The following is a 20,705-nucleotide window of genomic DNA, read 5'->3' as shown; positions in this document are numbered from 1 at the left end:
AGCCGACATGTGTCGAGTTCCATATGCGGCTGTGTGGCGGTCGGCCGCGCCGACCTGTCTGTTTCCCACCTGGCCCCTCGGGGCTGGGCTGTCAGGTGAGCGCAGGCTCCGCCTGGGGTACGTCGAGGTCGATGCTGTCGAGCAGCGACTCTCCCTGGTGATGAGCGGCGGCAGCGGCGAGCGCGTCGTTCTCGGACTGGATCCGTACCAGCTCGGATTCGAGGTCCTGGACGCGCTGCTGGAGCCGTCGCATCTCGGCGAGGAGTCGCGGGTCGGAGCCGCCGACGTAACCGAGAAGCGCCTTTGCCATGATGGATGGTCCTCCACAATGAGTGACCGACCGAAGCGGTGTGGGTCGTGAGGGATTCGCACCCGCGGTGTTCGGCAGTGACTTGTTGTGCCGGTTCCACTGCCCCACAGCCAAGGTGCGCGGGGCTTCCAGAGTCTCACCAAAAAGTTTGACGGTCAACACGATCACGCCCCGTCCGAAGGGACGACCGGGGAGTCCACGGCCGCTCAGGGGGCGGGCGCGCCTCTCGACCCGGCGCTTCGGGGCGTCGCGCTCGATCTCATCGCGCAGCCTTCCACGGCGGGCGATTCTTGGCAACCACCAGGGGCTTTCCCCTTCACACGCCCGTCACGGCGCGTTCGTACGAGGCCCCTCCGGGTCACCGGGAGGGGTCTCGGAGAGTGATCGTCAGCGGATGGCGAATCCGTTGTAGCCGCCGCGCGGGGTGTCCCAGATCTCAGTGACTCCGTCCACGCGTCCGGGTGTGTCGTCGGAGTGGAGCCAGTCGAGCAGACGGTGGCAATTCTCACGCGTTCCTTCGGCCACGACCTGCACCCGGCCGTCGTCGAGATTGAGGGCGAAGCCCGTCAGGCCGCCGATCTCCAGGGCGTTTGCCCTGGTGAACCAGCGGAAGCCCACTCCCTGTACCCGGCCGCGCACCCAGGCGGTCATCCGTACGTCGTCGCTCATGGCTGCACGCTAACGGGCATCCCGTCCGACGAGCACATCGCCCCCCGCTTCCCACTCGCGTACAGTCCCGACGAACGCGTCCCACCCGTTCGGGCGCGCACCGTTCGACTGTCGGACCTCGACGGTACCGACCGCAAAGATCAGCAAAGATCCGCAGGAAAGACCAGCAGGAGGGCAGAGCAATGGGACGCCACCGTCGCTCCGGCGCCGCACCCGCCGCAGAAGACTACGCGGCCGGTACGGACCGCCGGCACCGGGGTGACCGCCGCAGGCGGTCCGTGCGCACCGGTCTGCTCGGTGCCTCCGCGGCGGTCGCGGTCGGCGCGGCCCTGGTCGCCTCGGGCCTCCTGCCCGGCGGGGACACGCTCACGGTCGGCGGCACCGACACGGCCGGGCACCAGTCGGCGTCCCGGCAGGCCCCGCAGCTGACGACGCAGGGCGGGGCGACGGGCCCGGCGACCACGGGCACGAGCGCGGGTACGGGCTCGGACTCGGCCTCGGGTTCGGGTTCGGGCGAGAGCGGCGGAAAGCCGTCCTCCACGGCGCAGAAGCCGAGCACGAAACCGGGTGCGAAGCCGAGCCCCAAGCCCTCGAAGACCACCGCCTCCTCCGGTGCGAAGCCCAGCGCGAAGCCGAAGCCGAGCGCGACCCAATCGGCCGGGGCGAAGCCGAAGGCCGCGAAGACGGCGGCCCCCCGGCCCACGAAGACGGCGAGCGCGAGGCCCGCCGCTCCGAAGACCTCGGCCGCGCCCACCACCGAGGCGCCCGTGTCGAAGCCGAAGCCGAAGCCGGCCGCTCCGGCGCCGACCCGGAAGGCCGCCGCCCCCACCGCGAACCGGGGCAACGCCGCCGAGGCGCAGGTCCTGCGCCTGGTCAACGCCGAGCGCGCCACGGTGGGCTGCACCCCGGTGACCGCCGACGCGCGGCTCGCGTCGCTGGCGGGCGCGTTCAGCGCGGACATGGCCGCCCGCGGCTTCTTCGACCACACGGACCCCGACGGGGACACCCCGTGGGCGCGCGCCCAGCAGGCGGGCGTCTCGAACCTGGCCGGCGAGAACATAGCCCGCGGCCAGGTGGACGCGGCGGCCGTGATGAAGTCCTGGATGAACAGCGACGGCCACCGCGCCAACATCCTGAACTGCGACTTCAAGACGATGGGCGTGGGCGTGCACTTCGGCGCCGGCGGCCCCTGGTGGACCCAGGACTTCGGCTACTGAGCACCCGCCGGGGCCCCGCTCACGCCGTGACGACGCGCGGCGGGCGCTGGCAGCGCGGGCAGAAGTAGCTGGAGCGGTTCATCCAGGCGCGGCGGCGCATCGGGGTGCCGCAGCGGCGGCAGGGTTCGTCCTCGCGGCCGTAGGCGTCGAGGGAGCGGTCGAAGTATCCGGACTCGCCGTTGACGTTCACGTACAGGCTGTCGAAGCTGGTGCCGCCGACGGCGAGCGCCGCGTTCATCACGTCCCGGACGTGGCCGAGGAGTTCGGCCGAGCGCGGCCGGGTCAGGGTGGCGGTCGGCCGGTCGTAGTGCAGCCGCGAGCGCCAGAGCGCCTCGTCCGCGTAGATGTTGCCGACGCCGCTGATCAGCGACTGGTCCAGGAGGGCCCGCTTGATCGTCGTACGGCGCAGGCGCAGCGCGCTCTGGAAGGCGGCGTCGTCGAACTCCGGGTCCAGCGGGTCGCGGGCGATGTGCGCGATGACGTCCGGGAGGCCGTCGGGGCTCTGGTCGTGGAGCGAGAGCCCGCCGAAGGTGCGCTGGTCGACGAAGCGGAGTTCGGTGCCGGCCGTGTCGTCGAAGCGGACCCGGATCCGCAGGTGCTTCTCGTCGGGGGCGTCGTGCGGCTGGACGAGGAGCTGCCCGCTCATGCCGAGGTGTCCGAGCACGGCCGTCCCGGTGTCGGCCAGCGGCAGCCAGAGGTACTTGCCGCGCCGCCGCGCGCCCTCGACCCGCTGCCCCTTCAGCCGGGCCGCGAAGTCCTCGCCGCCGGCCGGGTGGCGGCGCACGGCCCTGGGGTGCAGGACCTCGACCCCGGTCACGGTCCGGCCGGCGACCCAGCGCTCCAGACCGCGCCGTACGACCTCGACCTCGGGCAGCTCGGGCACGGTGTTCCTCCGGAGTTCTTCGCCGTCTCACGGCTTCTTGGGCAGCCTGATCCACCCTACTGCCGCCCGGACGGGGTGCGGAAAAGACGGGAACCCCGCCCTGGGGGCGGGGTTCCCTGAAGGCTCGGAAGGCGAGCGGGACGAAGGATCAGGCCGAGGCCCGGTCCTTGGCAGGAGAGGGGTCGGCGACCGCTCCCGCCTCGGCCGCGGCCTTCGCCGCCGCCACGCGCTCGTCCGCGGCCGCGCGGATCGCGCGCCACGCGGACTCCGCCGCCTGCTGTTCCGCTTCCTTCTTGCTGCGGCCGGTGCCGGTGCCGTACGAGACACCACCGACGCGGGCGGCAGCGGTGAAGGTCTTCTCGTGGTCCGGGCCCTCCTCGGAGACGAGGTACTCCGGGACGCCCAGGCCCTCGGCCGCGGTGAGCTCCTGGAGGCTGGTCTTCCAGTCCAGGCCGGCACCGAGGTTCGAGGACTTCTCGATCAGCGGGTCGAAGAGCCGGTGCACCAGCTCGGACGCCGCGTCGAGGCCCTGGTCGAGATAGACCGCGCCGATCACCGCTTCGAGGGTGTCGGCGAGGATGGACGCCTTGTCCCGTCCGCCCGTGCCCTCTTCGCCCCGGCCGAGCCGGATGAAGGAGCCGAGTTCGAGTCCGCGGCCCACGTCCGCCAGCGCACGAGAGTTGACCACCGCGGCCCGCAGCTTGGCCAGCTGGCCCTCGGGCAGGTCGGGGTGGGTGCGGTACAGCGTGTCGGTGACCACCAGGCCGAGCACGGAGTCCCCGAGGAACTCCAGGCGCTCGTTGGTGGGCAGACCGCCGTTCTCGTACGCGTACGAACGGTGGGTCAGCGCACGCACCAGAAGGGCGGACTCGAGCCGGTAGCCGAGCCGCCCTTCCAGAAGCGTGTGGGACGAGGCATGGTCCGTCTTGTCGTCCGTCTTGCGGGACTCAGACATTGCGCCTCTCACCAGCCCAATCAGACCGAGAGGACCTGGCGCTTGTTGTAGGTGCCGCAGCTCGGGCACGCGATGTGCTGCAGCTTCGGCTCCTGGCAACGCTCACACGAAACCAGGGTGGGGACCGCAGCCTTCCACTGCGACCGGCGGTGGCGCGTGTTGCTGCGCGACATCTTCCGCTTCGGAACAGCCACGGCTACTTCTCCTGCTTCTCGGCGGCGCTTCGGACGTCCCCGTCAGAGGCTTTGCCGCTCATGTTGTCCTTCTCATCGGTTCCCAGCGAACCGGCGAGTCCCTGCAGTGCCGCCCAACGGATGTCGACGGCGTCGTGGTGGTGGTCCGGGTTCTCGTTCAGGTTGGTCCCGCACTCGGAACACAGACCCGCACAGTCCTCCCGGCACACCGGCTGCATCGGCAGTGCGAGCACCACCGCATCGCGCAGCACGGGTTCGAGGTCGAACATGCCGTCCTCGAGGGGGATCATGTCCTCGCCTTCCTCGGCTTCGTCGTCCGCGGCCGCCCTGGAGCGGCCCCGGTCGTCGGAGTCGGGGTACGAGAACATCTCCTGGAAGTCCACGTCGAGCTCCAGCTCGACGGGCTCCAGACACCTTACGCACTCCCCCTCGGCCGACGCACGGGCGGTGCCTGTGACAAGCACCCCTTCCATGACCGACTCAAGACGGAGATCGATGTCGATCGGTGCGCCCTCGGGCACTCCGATCACTCCTTCGACGCCCATGGCCGCGGGGGCCTCGACCGATCGCGAGATCCGCTGGAGGGCACCAGGACGCCGCCCCAGCTCGTGTGTGTCGAACACGAGGGGGTTGCGGTGGTCAAGGCGCGTACTCAGGGCTCTTCCTGCTTTCGGATCGTTCTGCGTCGTGGAAGGTTCGTGGGCTGCCGGTCGCGGGCAGCACGGGTCACGGGCATACGCGTGACCGAAGAGCCAGGATACTGGACGCTTCGCCCAGGGCCCAATCCGGGCCCTTCGCCCGTTCCCCTACTGCTGCTGCCCCTGGTCGTACTGCTGCTCGTACCGGCGCAGCTGGTCCAGGTCGATCATGCTCGTGTCGAAGAAGCTGGTCTCGTCGAGCGCGGCGGCCTGCTGGGGCTGGTGGGCCGGCGGGGCGGGCTGCTGGTACGCGTAGGGGTCCTGCTGCTGGTAGGCGTACGGATCGGCCTGCTGCTGGTAGGCGTACGGGTCCGGCTGCTGCTGGACCTGCTGGTACGCGTAGGGGTCCTGCTGCTGGTACCCGTACGGGTCGGGCTGGTGCTGCGGCGGGGCCGGGACCTGCGCCTGGGCCTGCGCCGGGATCTGGGGGGCGGGCGTCTGCGCGGGCTCGGGGTCGGAGAGCTCCGCGAGGCCGGCCAGGTAGTCGGCGTCGCTGGTGTGGACCGTGCCGCCGAGCCCCTCCTGGGCGGCCATGTGCTCGCCGAGGGCGTCGCTGGCGATCCGGCCGTGCAGCTTCTGCCGGCCCCGCCCGACGGCCTCCAGGGTCTTGCTGAGGACCGCCTCGAAGGCGCCCAGCTTGGCGTCCACGTACTCGTCCGCCCGGTGGATCAGCGTCTGCGGATCGGCGCTGTATTCAGGGGCGTCCTCGTCGGCGTACCCGTCCGGCCCGAGCCCCGGGCCGCGGCCGAGGAGCTTCTCGCGGCCCCGGTCGACGGAGCCGATGGTCTTGTTGAGGACGACCTCGAAGTTGGCGAGCTTGGAGTCGACGTAGTCGTCGGCCTCGGCGCGGACCTCCTCGGCCTCGCGTCGGGCCTCGGAGAGGATCCGGTCGGCCTCCTCCTGCGACTCCCGGGCGACCTGGGAGTCGGAGACGATCGAGCCGCGCTCGGCGTGGGCGGCCTCGATGATCCGCCCGGCCTCCTGGCGGGCCTGCTCGACCATCTGCTCGCGGCCGCCGATCAGCTCCCGGGCCTGGGCGAGGGAGCCGGGCAGGGCCTCCCGCACCTCTTCGAGCAGGGCGAGCAGCTCGGCGCGGTTGACCACGCAGGATGCCGACATGGGCATGGAGCGGGCGCCCTGCACGGTCGCCACGATCTCGTCGAGCTTCTTCTGCACGTCCACCTGGTGCTCGCCACTCTCTACAGCCGGTTGGAGAAGGACGGGACGACTGTAAGGGCAGTCGGTGCCCGTCCGACACCAGGTGACGGAGCGTCAGCCGCGGTGGCCGCGCGTCACTTCTGCGCGAGCCGCTCGGTCAGCTGCCCGAGGACCAGCGGCGGGACCAGGTGGGAGACGTCGCCGCCCCAGGCCGCCACCTCCTTGACCAGCGAGGAGGAGAGGAAGCTGTACGTCGGATTGGTGGGGACGAAGAGGGTCTCCACGCCCGAGAGGCCGTTGTTCATCTGGGCCATCTGGAGCTCGTAGTCGAAGTCGCTGACCGCGCGCAGGCCCTTGACGATGGCGGGGATGTCGCGCTGCTTGCAGAAGTCGACGAGCAGGCCGTGGAAGGACTCCACCTCGACGTTGCCGAAGTCGGCGGTGACCTGGCGGATCAGCTCGATCCGCTCGTCGACCGTGAAGAGACCTTTCTTCGACTGGTTGATCATCACGGCCACGTGTACGACGTCGTACAGCTTGGAGGCGCGGGCGATGATGTCGAGGTGTCCGTTGGTGATGGGGTCGAATGACCCGGGACAGACGGCGCGGCGCAACTTGGGTCCCTCGCTCTCCGGTCCGGTCATCGTGCGTCTTCGCACGTAGAGGCGGCGCGACCGTACCAAAACGTTCCCTCGCCGTAACGACGGGCCCGCAGTGGCTCGAAACCGGCCGGCCAGCCGAACTCCCCGCCTCGGGTGCTGCGCTCCACGGTGACGAGGGCATCCTCGCTCAGCCAGCCCTCCACGCGCAGTGTGAGGAGAATCTCCCGGAGGTCCGCGTCCCCGACGGCGTACGGCGGGTCGAGGAAGACCAGGTCGTACGGGTCGGCGGGGGCCGGTCCGGTGACGACCTGCTCGGCCTTGCCGGTGCGGAGCTCCGCGCCCGGCAGGCCGATCGCCCGGACGTTGTCCCGGATGGTCCTGGCGGCGCGGGGGTCGGCCTCGACGAGGAGGGCGTGGGCGGCGCCCCGGGAGAGCGCCTCCAGGCCGACGGCGCCGGAGCCCGCGTACAGGTCGGCGACCCTGGTCCCGTCGAGGGTGCCGTGGAGCGCCTCCCAGGTGGAGAAGAGGCCCTCGCGCGCCCGGTCGGAGGTGGGGCGGGTGCCGTTGCCGGGCGGCACGGCCAGGCGCCGGCCGCCGGCCGTACCGGCGATCACGCGGGTCATCGGTGTCCTCGTCCTGCGTCGTCCAGTGCGTACGTCTCAGGATATGGCCGCGGGGGGACCGGTGGGCGGTCAGCCCTTCTCCAGGTACTCCTCCCGGTCCTTGTCGAGGAGGGCGTCGAGGGCGGTGCGCAGGCCCGGCTGGGTGGTGAGGTCCGGGTCGGCGAGGACGAGGGCGGTGGCCTCCTCGCGGGCGGCGGCGATGACCTCCTCGTCGTCGATGACGGTGAGGACCCGCAGGGAGGAGCGGACGCCGGACTGGGCCTGGCCGAGGACGTCGCCCTCGCGCCGCTGTTCGAGGTCGATGCGGGAGAGCTCGAAGCCGTCGAGGGTGGAGGCGACGGCGCCGAGGCGCTGCCGGGCGGGGCTCGCCTCGGGCATCTCGGTGACGAGGAGGCAGAGGCCGGGGGCGGAGCCGCGGCCGACGCGGCCGCGGAGCTGGTGGAGCTGGGAGACGCCGAAGCGGTCCGCGTCCATGATCACCATGGCGGTGGCGTTCGGGACGTTGACGCCGACCTCGATGACGGTGGTGGCGACGAGGACGTCGAGGTCGCCGGCGGCGAAGCGGCGCATGACGTCGTCCTTGTCGTCCGGGTGCATGCGGCCGTGCAGGACGGCGATCCGCAGGCCGGCGAGGGGGCCGGTGCGGAGCTTCTCGGCGACATCGAGGACGGCGAGCGGGGGCCGCTTCTCGGCGTCGTCCCCCTCGGACGCCCCGGGCTTCTTCTTCTGGTCCTCCTCGTCGCCGATGCGGGGGCAGACCACGTACGCCTGGTGCCCGTTCTCGACCTCCTCGCGGACCCGTTCCCACGCGCGCGCGAGGAAGTGCGGCTTGTCGGCGGCGGGGACGACGTGGCTGGCGATCGGGGAGCGGCCGGCGGGCAGCTGGTCCAGGACGGAGGTCTCCAGGTCGCCGAAGACGGTCATGGCGACCGTGCGCGGGATGGGCGTCGCGGTCATGACGAGGAGGTGCGGGGGCTGCTTGCCCTTGCCGCGCAGGGCGTCGCGCTGCTCGACGCCGAAGCGGTGCTGCTCGTCGACGACGACCAGACCCAGGTCGTGGAACTGGACCTTGTCCTCGATCAGGGCGTGCGTGCCGATGACGAGCCCGGCCTCGCCGGTGACCAGGTCGAGCAGGGCCTGCCGGCGGGCGGCGGTGCCCATGGAGCCGGTGAGCAGGACGACCTTGGTGGCCCGGTCCGCGCCGCCGAGCATCCCGCCCTCGGCCAGCTCGCCCATCATCTCGGTGACGGAGCGGTGGTGCTGCTGGGCGAGGACCTCGGTGGGCGCGAGCATCGCGGCCTGTCCCCCGGAGTCGACGACGGCGAGCATGGCGCGCAGGGCCACCATGGTCTTCCCGCTTCCGACCTCGCCCTGGAGGAGGCGGTGCATGGGGTGGTCGGTGGCGAGGTCGTCGAAGATCTCCTTCGAGACCTTCCGCTGGCCGTCGGTGAGGGTGAAGGGGAGCTTGGCGTCGAAGGCGTCGAGGATGCCGTCGGGGGCGGGGCGCCGGGGGACGGCGGGCAGTTGGGTGTCGGCGTGCCGGCGGCGGGCGAGGGCGACCTGGAGGACGAAGGCCTCGTCCCACTTGAGCCGCTCCCGGGCGGCGGCGATGTCGGCCTTGGTGCGGGGCCGGTGGATCATCCGCAGGGCGTCGGGCAGTTCGGCGAGGCCCCGGCCCTCGCGCAGGGCGTCCGGGAGCGGGTCGACGGCGTCGACGGCGCCCGGCAGGACCGCGTCGACGGCCTTGGCGATCTTCCAGGACTCCAGCTTGGTGGTGGCCGGGTAGATCGGGATGAGGGCCCCGGCCCAGACGTCCACGGCCTCCTCGCGGTCGCCGCGCAGGAGTTCGTACGAGGGGTGGGCGAGCTGGAGGCGCCGGTTGAAGAGCGAGACCTTGCCGGCGAACATCGCGCGGGTGCCGGGCAGCAGGTCCTTGTGCGGCTTGTGGACGCCCTTGCCGAAGAAGACGAGCTGGAGGCGGCCGCTGCCGTCGGTGATGGTCACTTCGAGGCGCTGGCCGCGCCCCTTGGAGCCGTTGAAGGTCAGCACGCGGGCGTCGGCGACCTGCGCGACCACCGTGACGTGCTCGTCGAGCGGCAGGTCGGAGAGGGTGGTCAGCTCCCCGCGCTCGGCGTACCGGCGGGGGTAGTGGTGCAGCAGGTCCCCGACCGTGTGCAGGTCGAGCGCCTCGGCCATGACCTTGGCGGTGGCGGGGCCGAGGGACTTCTTGAGTGGTTCGTCGAGCGCGGGCACGCGTTCCATTGCACACCACGGGACCGACAGCCGGGGCGAGGGCTGTGGACAACCCCGGGGATCGGCGCCTATTCCACCCCGATGAGCAGCGGCGGGGCCTCTGCGCCCGCGTGGTACGTGGTGGTGTCGACGGCCAGGTAGCCGTGGCGGACGTGGCGTTCGAGGTCGGCGGCGAGGCCGGGCGGGGTGTCGTCGGCGACGACGAGGGTGACGAGTTCGCCGCCGGCCGAGAGCATCCGGTCCAGGACGGTGCGGGCGGTCTCGGTGAGGTCCTTGCCGATGACGGCGACGTCGCCCTCGATGAGGCCGAGGACGTCGCCGGCCTGGCAGACGCCGGCCGAGGTGAAGGACCGGTGTTCGGCGACGGCGAGTTCGGCGTAGCGGGTGGCTCCGGCGGCGGCCGTCATGGCGACGACGTCCTCGTCGAAGCGCCGGCCGGGTTCGTGGACGGCGAGGGCGGCGATGCCCTGGACGGCGGCCCGGGTGGGGATGAGGGCGACGCGGACGCCCTCGGCCCTGACGCGTTCGGCGGCCGCGGCGGCGGTCTCGCGCAGGTCGGTGTCGTTGGGCAGGAGGACGACCTCGCGCGCGTGCGCCCGCCGGACGGCCTCGACGAGCTCGTCCTCGGCGGGGGGTTCGCCGGGGCGGGTCCGCACGGTGGTCGCGCCGGCCTCGGCGCAGAGCCCGGCGAGGCCCTCGCCGGGGACGACGGCGACGATCGCGCGCGGGACGCGTTCCCCGCGTGCGGCGCGCACGGCGTCGTCGTCGGTGCCGCACGCGTGCGCGTACCCGTCGCTCCCGGCACCGCACGCATGCGCGTGCCCGTCGCCCTCGGTCCCGTACCGGTCCCCGTGAGCGCCGTCGGTCCCGTACCGGTCGTCGGCCCCGCTCCCGGCCCCCTGTGCGGCGCCGCGTCCCGGCGCCGACGGCGCGGTGGACGCGAAGTGGGTGATGCGGATGCGGTGGGGCCGGCCGGCCTCGACGCCGGCCTCGACGGCGGCGCCCGCGTCGTCCACGTGCACGTGGACGTTCCAGAGCCCGTCGCCGCCGACGACGACCAGGGACTCCCCCAGCGCGTCGAGGCGGGAGCGCAGCAGTTCGACGGCCGGTTCGCCGGCCTCCAGGAGGTAGATCACCTCGTAGGCGGGGCCGTCCTCGCCGGCGCAGTCCTCGCGGGGGGCGGCCGGCGGGAGCGGCGCGGCCTGGGGGCGGTCCGGGGTCCGGCCGGTGACGGTCTCCAGGAGGGCGCCGAGGACGGCCACCAGGCCCCGTCCGCCCGCGTCCACGACCCCGGCGCGTTCGAGCACGTCGAGCTGGCCGGAGGTGGCCGCCAGGGCGGTCACGGCCCCCTCGTGGGCGGCGCGGGCCACCTCCACGAGCGTGCCGCCCGCCGCGCAGGCCTCGGCGGCGGCGCTCGCCACGGTGAGGATGGTGCCCTCCACGGGGCGTGCGACGGCCTGCCGGGCCTCGCGCGCGGCCTCGGCGAGGGCGCGGGCGAGGTGATCACCGTCACATCCGTCGGCGAGGACGGTCGCCATGCCGCGCAGGAGCTGGGAGAGGATGGTCCCGGAGTTGCCGCGGGCGCCGAGGAGGGCGCCGCGGGCCATGGCCCGTACGGTCTCGGCCGTGTCCGGACCGGAGGCGGAGGCCGCTTCGACGGCCCGGTGGGCGGCTTCCGCCGTCAGGTAGAGGTTGGTGCCGGTGTCCCCGTCCGCGACCGGGTAGACGTTGATCGCGTCGATCTCCTCGCGCTCCCGCCCGAGGGCGTCGAGGGCCCTCGCGCACCAGGTCCGGACCGCTTCGGCGTCGAGCTCGACGAGCTCCTCGTCAGGCTGAAGGGCTCGCGACAACGGGGGGTCCTCCTTCGGCGGTGAGCTCACCGCAGGGTAGACCGGAGGTGTCCCGGGCGTGACCGGGGCCCGGGGCGGAGCCGGCGGGGAACATGGTAGTTTCGTTCCACCGAGGCAGTCGTTGTATGCTGCTTCGGTTGCCCGGTTCAGTCCGGGCCGTTCCCCGGCAAGCCACTTCAGACTCCTGATTCCGGTGCGCCGGATTTCACTGTAATTCTGAAGTCTTTGGAGTGACCCGTGGCTGCCAACTGCGACGTCTGCGGCAAGGGGCCGGGCTTCGGCAACAACATTTCGCACTCGCACCGCCGTACGTCCCGTCGCTGGAACCCGAACATCCAGCGCGTGCGTGCCGTGGTCGGTCGGACGCCGAAGCGGCTCAACGTCTGCACCTCGTGCATCAAGGCCGGCAAGGTCTCGCGCTAACCGCGACGTTCCGTCGTAGCGCAGCCCCTGCGGTTGCCTTGAGAGGCCGGTCCACCTCGGTGGACCGGCCTCTTGCCATGCCCGGAAACAGGTCCGGGAACGGGTCCGGGGGCGTGTGACACCCCCGAACCGACTCGGCCCCCGGACCGGCTCAGTCCCTGAACCGCCAGCCGTGGTCGACCGGGCCTATGCCCGTGCCCAGCGCGAATCCCGCGCCGATGGCCCCGGTCACGTACTCCTTGGCCTCCCGCACCGCCTCCGGCACCGTGCGCCCCTTGGCGAGCCCGGAGGCGATCGCCGAGGCGAGCGTGCAGCCCGTCCCGTGGGTGTGCCGGTTGTCGAGGCGCGGGGCGCGGAACCAGTGCTCCTCCTCGCCGTCCGTGAGCAGGTCCACCGCCTCCCCGCCCGTGGGCAGATGTCCGCCCTTGATCAGGACCCAGTCCGGTCCGTACGACAGGATCCCCTCGGCGGCCTTCCGCATGTCGCCCTCGTACACGACGTGCACGTCGACGAGCTGCGTCACCTCGTCCAGGTTGGGCGTGGCGACGGTGGCGAGGGGCAGCAGCTCGGTGCGGACGGCGTCGAGCGCGGACGCGGCAAGGAGCGGGTCGCCGTGCTTGGAGACCCCGACCGGGTCGACGACGACGGGCGCGCCGCCGGTGTCCGCGAGGAGTTCCGCGACGGTCTCCACGAGCGGGGCGGTGGCCAGCATGCCGGTCTTCACGGCCTGGACGCCGATGTCGTCGACGACGGACCGGTACTGGGCGCGCACGGCCTCCACGGGCAGCTCCCAGACGCCCTGGACGCCCCGGGAGTTCTGCGCGGTGACGGCGGTGAGGACGCTCATGCCGTGGACGCCGAGCGCCAGCATCGTCTTCAGGTCGGCCTGGATGCCCGCGCCGCCGCCGGAGTCGGACCCGGCGACGCTGAGCACGAGCGGCGGCCTCACTCCGTCTCCCCGAAGTGGTCCCAGCCGCCGGCCGCGTGCCAGGGCGCGCCGTCCACGGTGACCTGGGGCAGCGCCGAGGGGTTGAGGACCTCGCCGATGACCTTCCAGCGGGCGGGGAGCTTCACGTCCGGCGGGAAGGTGGCGACGATGGCGTGGTCCTCTCCCCCGGTGAGCACCCACTGCATGGGGTCGACGCCGACGGCCTGGCCGATGTCGTTCATCTGGGTGGGGATGTCGATGAGCCCGGAGCGCAGGTCGATGCGGACCTTGCTGGCCTCCGCGATGTGGCCGAGGTCCGCGATGAGGCCGTCGCTGACGTCGCACATGGCGGTGGCGCCGAGGCCGGCGGCGGCCGGGCCCGCGTGGTACGGCGGTTCGGGCCTGCGGTGGGCCTCGACGAAGGCGCGCGGGGAGCGGAAGCCGCGCGAGAGGACCGCGTATCCGGCGGCGGACCAGCCGAGCCAGCCGGTGTAGGCGACGACGTCGCCGGGCTGGGCGCCGCCCCGGGTGACCGGGTCGTGGTTGCGCAGGTCGCCCAGGGCGGTGATGGAGACCATGATCGTGTCGCCGCGCACGACGTCGCCGCCGACCACGGCCGCACCCGCGACCTGACATTCGTCGCGCAGGCCGTCCATGAGTTCGGTGGGCCAGGTGACGGGGAGTTCGGCGGGGACGACGAGGCCGAGGAGGAGGGCGGTGGGGACCGCGCCCATGGCGGCGATGTCGGCGAGGTTCTGCGCGGCGGCCTTGCGGCCGACGTCGTACGCCGTCGACCAGTCGCGGCGGAAGTGACGTCCTTCGAGCAGGATGTCCGTGCTGGCCACCACGCGCCGGTCGGGGGCGGAGACGACCGCGGCGTCGTCGCCGGGCCCGATCCGTACCGCCGGGGTGGAGGTGAGCCGGGACGTGAGCTCTCTGATGAGCCCGAACTCGCCCAGCTCTCCGACTGTGCCCTTCACCGCGTCTCACCTCGTGTCTTCGTGCCGGCCGGCGGGCGGGGGCGCGTCTGGGCGCGCCGCGGGTCGCGGGCCGTCACCGTGCTGGGTACCGTCAAGTAGACCGTCAACTTCTGTCCTGCGTACGCCACGCCCCGGGCGCCCCCGGACGCGCGGGTCTCCCCGCGGCCCGCGGCGACGCGGTACCGTGGCGTCCCTTTCTCCCACAAGATCCTCGTGGTCGCCCTGGAGGTTCCGTGGTTCAGGCGTACATCCTCATCCAGACCGAGGTGGGCAAGGCGTCGGTCGTCGCCGACACCATCTCCAAGATCCCGGGGGTGCTCCAGGCCGAGGACGTGACCGGTCCGTACGACGTGATCGTGCGCGCGCAGGCGGACACGGTCGACGAGCTGGGCCGCATGGTGGTCGCCAAGGTCCAGCAAGTGGACGGCATCACGCGCACCCTCACCTGCCCGGTCGTTCATCTGTAGCCCCCGTCTACGCTTGGCCGGTGATGTCTTCCCACCGGCCCTTCGGCCTGCCCGCCGCCGTCGCGGCCGCCGTGCTGCTGCTGGCGTCCGCGGGCTGCTCCCCGTCGGGCGCCTCGGCGTCCGTCGCGGTCCCCAGCCCTCCGGCGGAGGAGGCCGCTCTCTGCCAGGCGCTGGCGAAGGAGCTGCCCGACACCGTGGCGGGGCTGGAGCGGAGTGACCCGGAGCCCGGCTCCGAGTTGACCGCCGGGTGGGGTGACGGTGCGATCGTACTGCGCTGCGGGGTCCCCCGGCCCGAAAAGATGAGCGACGCGAAGGCGCAGGGCGTCTCCGCGAATGGCGTGCGCTGGATGCTGGAGCGGCCGGAGGGCTCCGGCCCCCGGTTCACCTCGGTGTACCGCGAGACGTACGTCGAGGTGAGCCTCGACGCGCGGTACGAGCACGACGCCGGACCGCTCGCCGATCTCGCCGCCCCCGTGGCGGAGTCGGTCCCGTGCGCGCTCGAACCGGAGTGCTCCTAGGCGCCGTGCGGGGCCGGTCGCGTCCCTACGCGGCCGGCCCCGGGCACCGGCTCGGCTAGCGCAGGCCCGTGGAGCGGGTCAGCGCGGCCTGGAGGAGGCGGTCGACCAGCTCGGGGTAGTCGACGCCGCTCTCCTGCCACATGCGCGGGTACATGGAGATGGGCGTGAAGCCGGGCATGGTGTTGATCTCGTTGATGACGAAGTCGCCGTCCTCGGTGAGGAAGAAGTCGGCGCGGACCAGGCCCTCGCAGGAGACGGCCTCGTAGGCGGCGACGGCCAGGCGCTGGATCTCGGCGGTCGCCTCGTCCCCGATGGGGGCGGGCACGATGCCGGAGGCGGAGTCGATGTACTTCGCCTCGAAGTCGTAGAAGTCGTGGTCGGTGACGGGCGGGATCTCGGCCGGCACGCTGGCGCGCGGGCCGTCCTCGAACTCCAGGACGCCGCACTCGATCTCGCGGCCGCAGAGCAGCGCCTCCACGATGATCTTGGGGTCGTGGCGGCGGGCCTCCTCGATCGCCTCGTCGAGGCCGGAGAGGTCGTCGACCTTGGTGATCCCGACGGACGAGCCGCCGCGGGCGGGCTTCACGAAGAGCGGCCAGCCGTGGTCGGCGGCGAACTCGACGATCTTCTTGCGGGCGGCGGCCGGGTTCTGCTCCCACTCGCGCGGCCGGACGACCTCGTAGGGGCCGACCGGGAGGCCGAAGGAGACGAAGACCCGCTTCATGTACTCCTTGTCCTGGCCGACGGCGGAGGCGAGGACGCCCGCGCCGACGTAGGGGACGCCGGAGAGTTCCAGGAGGCCCTGGAGGGTGCCGTCCTCGCCGTACGGGCCGTGGAGGACGGGGAAGACCACGTCGACCTCACCGAGGGCGCGCGGCACGGCGCCGGGCTCGGCGAGGACGACCTCGCGGTTGGCGGGGTCGACGGAGAGGACGACGCCGCCCTGCTCGGACTCGGCCAGGTCGGCGACGTTCGGCAGCGCGCGGTCGGTGATGGCCATCCGCTCCGGGGCGTCGGCGGTGAGCGCCCAGCGCCCGTCCGTCGTGATGCCGATGGGCAGCACGTCGTACTTGTCCCGGTCGATGGCGCTCAGGACGGCGCCGGCCGTGACGACGGAGATGGCGTGCTCGGAGCTGCGTCCGCCGAAGACGACGGCCACGCGCGGCTTGCGGGGGCTCTGGGTGTTCTCGCTCATATCGCGATGAGGGTACCTTGCGGTTCCCGAACTCCTGAGCGCCCCGCCGCGCGCGCGTCCGGGTCGCCCGGACGCGCGGGGCTCAGCGGCGTTCGGGCTTCGCCGAGCGCGACATGAGCTCCTTGAGGGCGACGACCGGGGGCTTGCCCTCGTGGACGATGGAGACGACGGTCTCGGTGATGGGCATGTCGACGCCGTGGCGGCGCCCCAGATCGAGCACCGACTCGCAGGACTTGACGCCCTCGGCGGTCTGCTTGGTGGCCGCGATGGTCTCCTGGAGGGTCATCCCGCGGCCGAGGTTGGTGCCGAAGGTGTGGTTCCGGGAGAGCGGCGAGGAGCAGGTGGCGACGAGGTCGCCGAGGCCCGCGAGGCCGGAGAAGGTGAGCGGGTCGGCGCCCATGGCGAGGCCGAGTCGGGTGGTCTCGGCGAGGCCGCGGGTGATGAGCGTGGCCTTGGAGTTGTCGCCGAGTCCCATGCCGTCCGTGATGCCGACGGCGAGGCCGATGACGTTCTTGACGGCGCCGCCGAGCTCGCAGCCCACCACGTCGGTGTTGGTGTACGGGCGGAAGTACGGGGTCAGGCAGGCGGTCTGGAGCCGCTGGGCGACCGTCTCGTCGACGCAGGCGGCGACGGCGGCGGCGGGCTGCCGGGCGGCGATCTCCTTGGCCAGGTTGGGCCCGGTGAGGACGGCGACGCGCTCGGCGGGGACGTCCGCGACCTCGGTGATCACCTCGCTCATCCGCTTGGCGGTGCCGAGTTCGACGCCCTTCATGAGGGAGACGAGGACGGTGTCGGGGGCGAGGAGCGGCGTCCAGGCGGCGAGGTTGCCGCGGAGGGTCTGGGAGGGGACGACCAGGACGGTGAAGTCGGCGTCCGCGGCGGCCTCGGCCGGGTCGGCGGTGGCCGTGACCGCTTCGGGGAGTTCGACCCCCGGCAGGTAGTCCGGGTTGACGCGGGTGGTGTTGATCTCCTTCGCGAGCTCGGCGCGGCGGCCCCAGAGGCTCACCTCGCAGCCCGCGTCGGCGAGCACCATGGCGAAGGCGGTGCCCCAGGATCCGTTGCCGAAGACGGCTGCCTTGGTCACTTGGTGCCCCCTTCGGCGGCCTTGCGCCGTTGTTCCAGACGGGCCCTGCGGTGGTCGTACGGTTCGGCGGGCGCCTTCTCGCCGCGGACCTCCTCCAGGAGGGCGGTGATGGCGGCCATGATGGTCTCGGTGGCCTCGCGCAGCACCTCGGGCGTGGGGTCGAGCCCGTAAAAGCGGGAGAGGTCGACCGGCGGTCCGGCCTGCACGGTCAGCGTCTTGCGGGGGAACAGCCGGAACTTGTTCTCCCTGGCGTACGGCGGCATGGCGAGGTTCGCACCCCACTGCGCCACCGGGATGACGGGGGCCTTGGTGAGCAGCGCGACGCGGGCGGCGCCGGTCTTGCCGGCCATGGGCCACATGTCGGGGTCGCGGGTCAGGGTGCCCTCGGGGTAGAAGGCGACGCACTCGCCGCGCTCGATGGCGTCGACGGCGGCGCGGAACGCGTCGAGCGCGTCGGTCGTCTCGCGGTAGACGGGGATCTGTCCGGTGCCGCGCAGCATCATGCCGACGAAGGGGGCCTTGAAGAGGCCCGCCTTGGCGAGGAGGCGCGGGACACGGCCGGTGTTGTACTGGTAGTGCGCGTAGGAGAGCGGGTCCAGGTAGGAGTTGTGGTTGACCGCGGTGATGAATCCGCCGTCGGCCGGAATGTGCTCCATGCCGCGCCAGTCCCGCTTGAACAGAACCACCAGGGGGGGTTTGGCGATGACCGCCGCGAGGCGGTACCAGAAGCCGATTCTGCGGCGGGGCACGCGGACACCTTTCTCCGGGACGGGCTGGCAGGGGGTCAGTGTCGCCCCATGCTCCTGCGCTGTCGAGTGACACCGTACGCCCCGGCCCCTCCGGCGGGCCGCACGGGCGGGACAGAATGGTCGGCGATGAACACCGATGCGGACGACGGCTGGTCCCTCGTCGTACCCCTGAAGCCCCTTGCCCTGGCGAAGAGCAGGCTGGCCGCGGCGGCGGGCGCGCGGCTGCGCCCCCGGCTCGCGCTCGCGTTCGCCGAGGACACCGTGGGAGCGGTGCTGGACTGCGCGCGCGTGCGGGAGGCGGTGGTGGTCACCGACGACCCCGCGGCCGGCGGGGTCCTCGCGGCGCTGGGGGCGCGGATCGTGCCGGACGCGCCGGCGGCGGGGCTCAACGCGGCGCTCGCGCACGGGGCGCGGGCCGTGCGGGCCCGGCGTCCGCACGCGCGTGTGGCGGCGCTCAACGCGGACCTCCCGGCGCTGCGCCCGGCGGAGCTGTCCCGGGTCCTGGACGCGGCCCGGGCATTTCCGAGGGCATTTCTCGCGGACGCCGCCGAAATCGGTACGACATTCCTCTCGGCTGCTCCGGGAGTGGAATTGGCACCGGCATTCGGGGGTGCGTCGAGGCTGCGGCATTTGTCGTCGGGGGCGGTGGAAATCCGGCTCGCGGGGGTGGATTCCGTACGCCGGGACGTGGACACCGGGGAGGACCTGGCGGCGGCCGGGGAGCTAGGGCTCGGCCCGCGGACGGCCGCCCGGTGGCTGCCGGCGGCCGGATAGGCTGCGGTCCATGCAGGCGACCGCGTACACGTACGACCCCGAGACCCGCAGCGGCAGCGTGCTGCTCGACGACGGCACCCCGGTGGAGTTCGGGGCGGAGGCCTTCGCGGCGGGCGGGCTGCTGCTGCTGCGGCCGGGCCAGCGCGTACGGATCGAGACGGAGCCGGGCGGCCCGGGGGCCGGCCCGCGGATCACACTGGTGACGCTCCAGACCTTCTAGGGCCTACGGGCCTCCGGGTCCTCGGGTTTTCAGGTCTTCAGGCCTCCGGCCCCCCGGGCCCGCACGGGATCTCCCGGCCCCACACCGGATCTCCCGGTTCCTCACGAGCCTCCAAACACGCCGCGGGCCGGGCTCCTCGGAGGGAGCCCGGCCCGGCGGATCGTTCCCGCACGTCCTACTTCTTGGCGGCGGTCTTCTTGGCGGTGGTCTTGCGCGCCGTCGTCTTCTTGGCGGGCGCCTTCGTCGCCGTGGCCTTCTTCGCGGCCGGCGCGGTCTTCTTGGCGGTGGTGGCCTTCTTGGCCGAGGCGGCCGTGGTGGTCTTCTTCGCGGCGGCGGAGGTCTTCTTCGCGGCGGCGGTGGTCGCGGTCTTCTTGGCGGGGGTCGCCTTCTTGGCGGCCGCCGTGGTGGTGGTCTTCTTCGCCGGGGTCGCCTTCTTGACGGCGGCCGCGGTGGTCTTCTTGACCGGGGTCGCCTTCTTCGCGGCGGCCTTCTTGGCGGTGGTGGCCTTCTTGGCGGCGGCCTTCTTCACCGTCGCGGAGGCACCGCCGGTGAGGCTGCCCTTGGGGGCCTTCTTGACGGAGACCTCGCCGCCCTTGGGGAGCTTCTTCGAGCCGCTGACCAGGTCCTTGAAGCCCTGACCGGCGCGGAAGCGGGGGACGGAGGTCTTCTTCACGCGCACCCGCTCACCCGTCTGCGGGTTGCGGGCGTAGCGGGCCGGCCGGTCGACCTTCTCGAACGAGCCGAAACCCGTGACGGAGACCCGGTCGCCGCCGACCACGGCGCGCACGATGGCGTCGAGCACGTGGTCGACGGCTTCGGCGGCCTGCTGGCGACCGCCCATCTTGTCGGCAATCGCTTCTACGAGCTGCGCCTTGTTCACGTCTTCCCCTTCGGAGACATTGCCAGAACGAAAGTGTTCAAGCTTTTTCGCACGTTAGGCATGTATATACCGCAAATCAAACACGAAACGGGCTAATCACCCTAGTGCCGCAACGCGGAAGAGCCGTTGCGGAGTTCCTGGTGTCAGTCGTCCTCTGGGAATCGGCCCTCGTCGAGGTCCTTCATCAACCGGTCCAGACGCGTCGCCGCGTCCTTGAGATCGTGCTTCGCCGCGGCCGTCACGACCAGCAGCTTCCGGGACAGCGCCATCCTTACGCCCTCCGGGACTTGCAGTGAGCGCACCCTTGTGTGCGCTTCCTTCAATCGGGCGGCGACTGCCTCGTAGAGCTCGAGTTGGCTGTCGCGTTCCATGCACCGATTGTGCCATCTAGGGCGAGTTGTCGCCCGACAGGGGCCCAACAAGCGACTGCGCCCCCCACCGGAAGGTGGGGGGCGCAGTCTTGGAAAAGCGCTGCTCAGACCGTAATTGTACGGGGTTTGTAGGAGGGCCTGGCTGCCTCGTAGGCCGCGATGTCGGCTTCGTTCTGAAGGGTGAGGCTGATGTCGTCGAGTCCGTTCAGGAGGCGCCAGCGGGCGTTCTCGTCGAGCTCGAAGTCGGCGTCGATCCCGGCGGCCAGGACCTTGCGGCGCTCCAGGTCGACGGTGACCTCGGCGGTCGGGTCGGCCTCGGTCAGCTCCCAGAGCGCGTCCACCGTCTCCTGCGGGAGGACGACGGTCAGCAGGCCGTTCTTCAGCGAGTTGCCGCGGAAGATGTCGGCGAAGCGGGAGGAGATCACGGTCTGGAAGCCGTAGTTCTGGAGCGCCCAGACGGCGTGCTCGCGGGAGGAGCCGGTGCCGAAGTCGGGGCCGGCGACCAGGACCGTGGCGCCCTGCCGCTCGGGGCGGTTGAGGACGAACTCGGAGTCCTTGCGCCAGGCCTCGAAGAGGCCGTCCTCGAAGCCGTCGCGGGTGACCTTCTTCAGCCAGTGCGCGGGGATGATCTGGTCGGTGTCGACGTTGCTGCGGCGCAGCGGGACGGCCCGGCCGGTGTGCGTGGTGAAAGCTTCCATGGTTCC

26 protein-coding genes are annotated in these 20,705 nt (G+C 72.2%); 6 read left to right on the top strand and 20 right to left on the bottom strand.

All coding sequences use genetic code 11. The features are described from left to right. Positions 1 to 91: 91 nt before the first annotated feature. From AB0398_RS04230 to AB0398_RS04220, 3 genes are all read right to left on the bottom strand, one after another. Positions 92 to 310, bottom strand: a complete 219-nt coding sequence (locus AB0398_RS04230) for a hypothetical protein (RefSeq protein WP_053644539.1) — start codon at positions 308 to 310, stop codon at positions 92 to 94. A 387-nt stretch (positions 311 to 697) separates the two neighbouring features. After that, positions 698 to 979 (bottom strand): acylphosphatase, encoded by a 282-nt coding sequence (locus tag AB0398_RS04225; RefSeq protein ID WP_366372213.1) that lies wholly within the window; start codon positions 977 to 979, stop codon positions 698 to 700. Between the two features lie 226 nt (positions 980 to 1,205). Continuing rightward, the gene (locus AB0398_RS04220; RefSeq protein WP_366372212.1) at positions 1,206 to 1,736 is read right to left on the bottom strand and encodes a hypothetical protein; all 531 of its coding nucleotides are present in this window, start codon (positions 1,734 to 1,736) and stop codon (positions 1,206 to 1,208) included. 10 nt (positions 1,737 to 1,746) lie between these two features. Here AB0398_RS04220 and AB0398_RS04215 point away from each other — a divergent pair, with 10 nt between their 5' ends. After that, positions 1,747 to 2,196 (top strand): CAP domain-containing protein, encoded by a 450-nt coding sequence (locus AB0398_RS04215; protein ID WP_366372211.1) that lies wholly within the window; start codon positions 1,747 to 1,749, stop codon positions 2,194 to 2,196. Between the two features lie 19 nt (positions 2,197 to 2,215). Here the strand turns inward: AB0398_RS04215 and mutM are convergent, their stop codons facing one another. The 9 genes from mutM to AB0398_RS04170 all read right to left on the bottom strand — a co-directional run bounded on the left by mutM (position 2,216) and on the right by AB0398_RS04170 (position 11,412). Continuing rightward, positions 2,216 to 3,079: a bifunctional DNA-formamidopyrimidine glycosylase/DNA-(apurinic or apyrimidinic site) lyase gene (gene mutM / locus AB0398_RS04210; protein WP_366372210.1), complete on the bottom strand. Its 864-nt coding sequence runs from the start codon at positions 3,077 to 3,079 to the stop codon at positions 2,216 to 2,218. 148 nt (positions 3,080 to 3,227) lie between these two features. After that, positions 3,228 to 4,034, bottom strand: coding sequence for a ribonuclease III (gene rnc / locus AB0398_RS04205; RefSeq protein WP_366372209.1), 807 nt, complete (start codon positions 4,032 to 4,034; stop codon positions 3,228 to 3,230). 20 nt (positions 4,035 to 4,054) lie between these two features. Continuing rightward, the gene (rpmF, locus tag AB0398_RS04200) at positions 4,055 to 4,228 is read right to left on the bottom strand and encodes a 50S ribosomal protein L32 (protein ID WP_015036448.1); all 174 of its coding nucleotides are present in this window, start codon (positions 4,226 to 4,228) and stop codon (positions 4,055 to 4,057) included. Between the two features lie 2 nt (positions 4,229 to 4,230). Beyond that, positions 4,231 to 4,884: a DUF177 domain-containing protein gene (locus AB0398_RS04195; RefSeq protein WP_366372357.1), complete on the bottom strand. Its 654-nt coding sequence runs from the start codon at positions 4,882 to 4,884 to the stop codon at positions 4,231 to 4,233. Positions 4,885 to 5,034: 150 nt separating this feature from the next. After that, complete coding sequence (locus tag AB0398_RS04190; protein WP_366372208.1) at positions 5,035 to 6,108, bottom strand: cell division initiation protein; 1,074 nt, start codon at positions 6,106 to 6,108, stop codon at positions 5,035 to 5,037. 110 nt (positions 6,109 to 6,218) lie between these two features. Further along, a complete protein-coding gene (gene coaD / locus AB0398_RS04185; protein WP_366372356.1) occupies positions 6,219 to 6,698 on the bottom strand; it encodes a pantetheine-phosphate adenylyltransferase in 480 nt (159 codons plus the stop codon). Between the two features lie 26 nt (positions 6,699 to 6,724). Beyond that, positions 6,725 to 7,309, bottom strand: coding sequence for a 16S rRNA (guanine(966)-N(2))-methyltransferase RsmD (rsmD, locus tag AB0398_RS04180; RefSeq protein ID WP_366372207.1), 585 nt, complete (start codon positions 7,307 to 7,309; stop codon positions 6,725 to 6,727). A gap of 69 nt (positions 7,310 to 7,378) precedes the next feature. After that, a complete protein-coding gene (recG, locus tag AB0398_RS04175) occupies positions 7,379 to 9,571 on the bottom strand; it encodes an ATP-dependent DNA helicase RecG (protein ID WP_366372206.1) in 2,193 nt (730 codons plus the stop codon). Positions 9,572 to 9,630: 59 nt separating this feature from the next. Beyond that, positions 9,631 to 11,412, bottom strand: coding sequence for a DAK2 domain-containing protein (locus AB0398_RS04170; protein ID WP_366372205.1), 1,782 nt, complete (start codon positions 11,410 to 11,412; stop codon positions 9,631 to 9,633). Between the two features lie 237 nt (positions 11,413 to 11,649). On the opposite strand from AB0398_RS04170, the gene rpmB reads away from it, so the two are divergent. Beyond that, the gene (rpmB, locus tag AB0398_RS04165) at positions 11,650 to 11,835 is read left to right on the top strand and encodes a 50S ribosomal protein L28 (RefSeq protein WP_003957616.1); all 186 of its coding nucleotides are present in this window, start codon (positions 11,650 to 11,652) and stop codon (positions 11,833 to 11,835) included. A 151-nt stretch (positions 11,836 to 11,986) separates the two neighbouring features. Here the strand turns inward: rpmB and thiD are convergent, their stop codons facing one another. Beyond that, complete coding sequence (thiD, locus tag AB0398_RS04160; protein ID WP_366372204.1) at positions 11,987 to 12,784, bottom strand: bifunctional hydroxymethylpyrimidine kinase/phosphomethylpyrimidine kinase; 798 nt, start codon at positions 12,782 to 12,784, stop codon at positions 11,987 to 11,989. Then, on the bottom strand, positions 12,781 to 13,743 hold the full coding sequence (locus AB0398_RS04155) for a thiamine-phosphate kinase (protein WP_030220601.1): 963 nt from the start codon (positions 13,741 to 13,743) through the stop codon (positions 12,781 to 12,783). The genes thiD and AB0398_RS04155 overlap by 4 nt, the downstream gene beginning before the upstream one ends. A gap of 233 nt (positions 13,744 to 13,976) precedes the next feature. Here AB0398_RS04155 and AB0398_RS04150 point away from each other — a divergent pair, with 233 nt between their 5' ends. Then, a complete protein-coding gene (locus tag AB0398_RS04150) occupies positions 13,977 to 14,210 on the top strand; it encodes an Lrp/AsnC ligand binding domain-containing protein (RefSeq protein ID WP_366372203.1) in 234 nt (77 codons plus the stop codon). Positions 14,211 to 14,233: 23 nt separating this feature from the next. Then, a complete protein-coding gene (locus tag AB0398_RS04145) occupies positions 14,234 to 14,728 on the top strand; it encodes a DUF3515 domain-containing protein (RefSeq protein WP_366372355.1) in 495 nt (164 codons plus the stop codon). Between the two features lie 55 nt (positions 14,729 to 14,783). On the opposite strand, the gene AB0398_RS04140 is transcribed toward AB0398_RS04145, so the two are convergent. From AB0398_RS04140 to AB0398_RS04130, 3 genes are all read right to left on the bottom strand, one after another. Continuing rightward, positions 14,784 to 15,923 (bottom strand): D-alanine--D-alanine ligase family protein, encoded by a 1,140-nt coding sequence (locus AB0398_RS04140; RefSeq protein WP_366372202.1) that lies wholly within the window; start codon positions 15,921 to 15,923, stop codon positions 14,784 to 14,786. An 82-nt stretch (positions 15,924 to 16,005) separates the two neighbouring features. Beyond that, positions 16,006 to 17,007 (bottom strand): NAD(P)H-dependent glycerol-3-phosphate dehydrogenase, encoded by a 1,002-nt coding sequence (locus AB0398_RS04135; RefSeq protein WP_366372201.1) that lies wholly within the window; start codon positions 17,005 to 17,007, stop codon positions 16,006 to 16,008. Continuing rightward, positions 17,004 to 17,756 (bottom strand): lysophospholipid acyltransferase family protein, encoded by a 753-nt coding sequence (locus tag AB0398_RS04130; RefSeq protein ID WP_366372200.1) that lies wholly within the window; start codon positions 17,754 to 17,756, stop codon positions 17,004 to 17,006. Before AB0398_RS04130 ends, AB0398_RS04135 begins: the two co-directional genes overlap by 4 nt. A gap of 126 nt (positions 17,757 to 17,882) precedes the next feature. On the opposite strand from AB0398_RS04130, the gene cofC reads away from it, so the two are divergent. Next, on the top strand, positions 17,883 to 18,530 hold the full coding sequence (gene cofC, locus AB0398_RS04125; RefSeq protein WP_366372199.1) for a 2-phospho-L-lactate guanylyltransferase: 648 nt from the start codon (positions 17,883 to 17,885) through the stop codon (positions 18,528 to 18,530). A gap of 10 nt (positions 18,531 to 18,540) precedes the next feature. Continuing rightward, a complete protein-coding gene (locus AB0398_RS04120; protein WP_366372198.1) occupies positions 18,541 to 18,750 on the top strand; it encodes a hypothetical protein in 210 nt (69 codons plus the stop codon). Between the two features lie 175 nt (positions 18,751 to 18,925). On the opposite strand, the gene AB0398_RS04115 is transcribed toward AB0398_RS04120, so the two are convergent. The 3 genes from AB0398_RS04115 to leuD all read right to left on the bottom strand — a co-directional run bounded on the left by AB0398_RS04115 (position 18,926) and on the right by leuD (position 20,699). Next, entirely contained in the window at positions 18,926 to 19,630 is a 705-nt protein-coding gene (locus AB0398_RS04115; RefSeq protein WP_366372197.1) for an HU family DNA-binding protein, read from the bottom strand. 143 nt (positions 19,631 to 19,773) lie between these two features. After that, a complete protein-coding gene (locus AB0398_RS04110; protein WP_015036430.1) occupies positions 19,774 to 20,001 on the bottom strand; it encodes a hypothetical protein in 228 nt (75 codons plus the stop codon). Between the two features lie 104 nt (positions 20,002 to 20,105). Then, positions 20,106 to 20,699: a 3-isopropylmalate dehydratase small subunit gene (leuD, locus tag AB0398_RS04105; RefSeq protein ID WP_366372196.1), complete on the bottom strand. Its 594-nt coding sequence runs from the start codon at positions 20,697 to 20,699 to the stop codon at positions 20,106 to 20,108. Positions 20,700 to 20,705 lie beyond the last annotated feature (6 nt).

Origin of the sequence: Streptomyces sp. NPDC086147, from assembly GCF_040702165.1 — a bacterium.
GTDB lineage: Bacteria > Actinomycetota > Actinomycetes > Streptomycetales > Streptomycetaceae > Streptomyces.
This window is presented reverse-complemented; position numbering and strand designations above follow the sequence as displayed.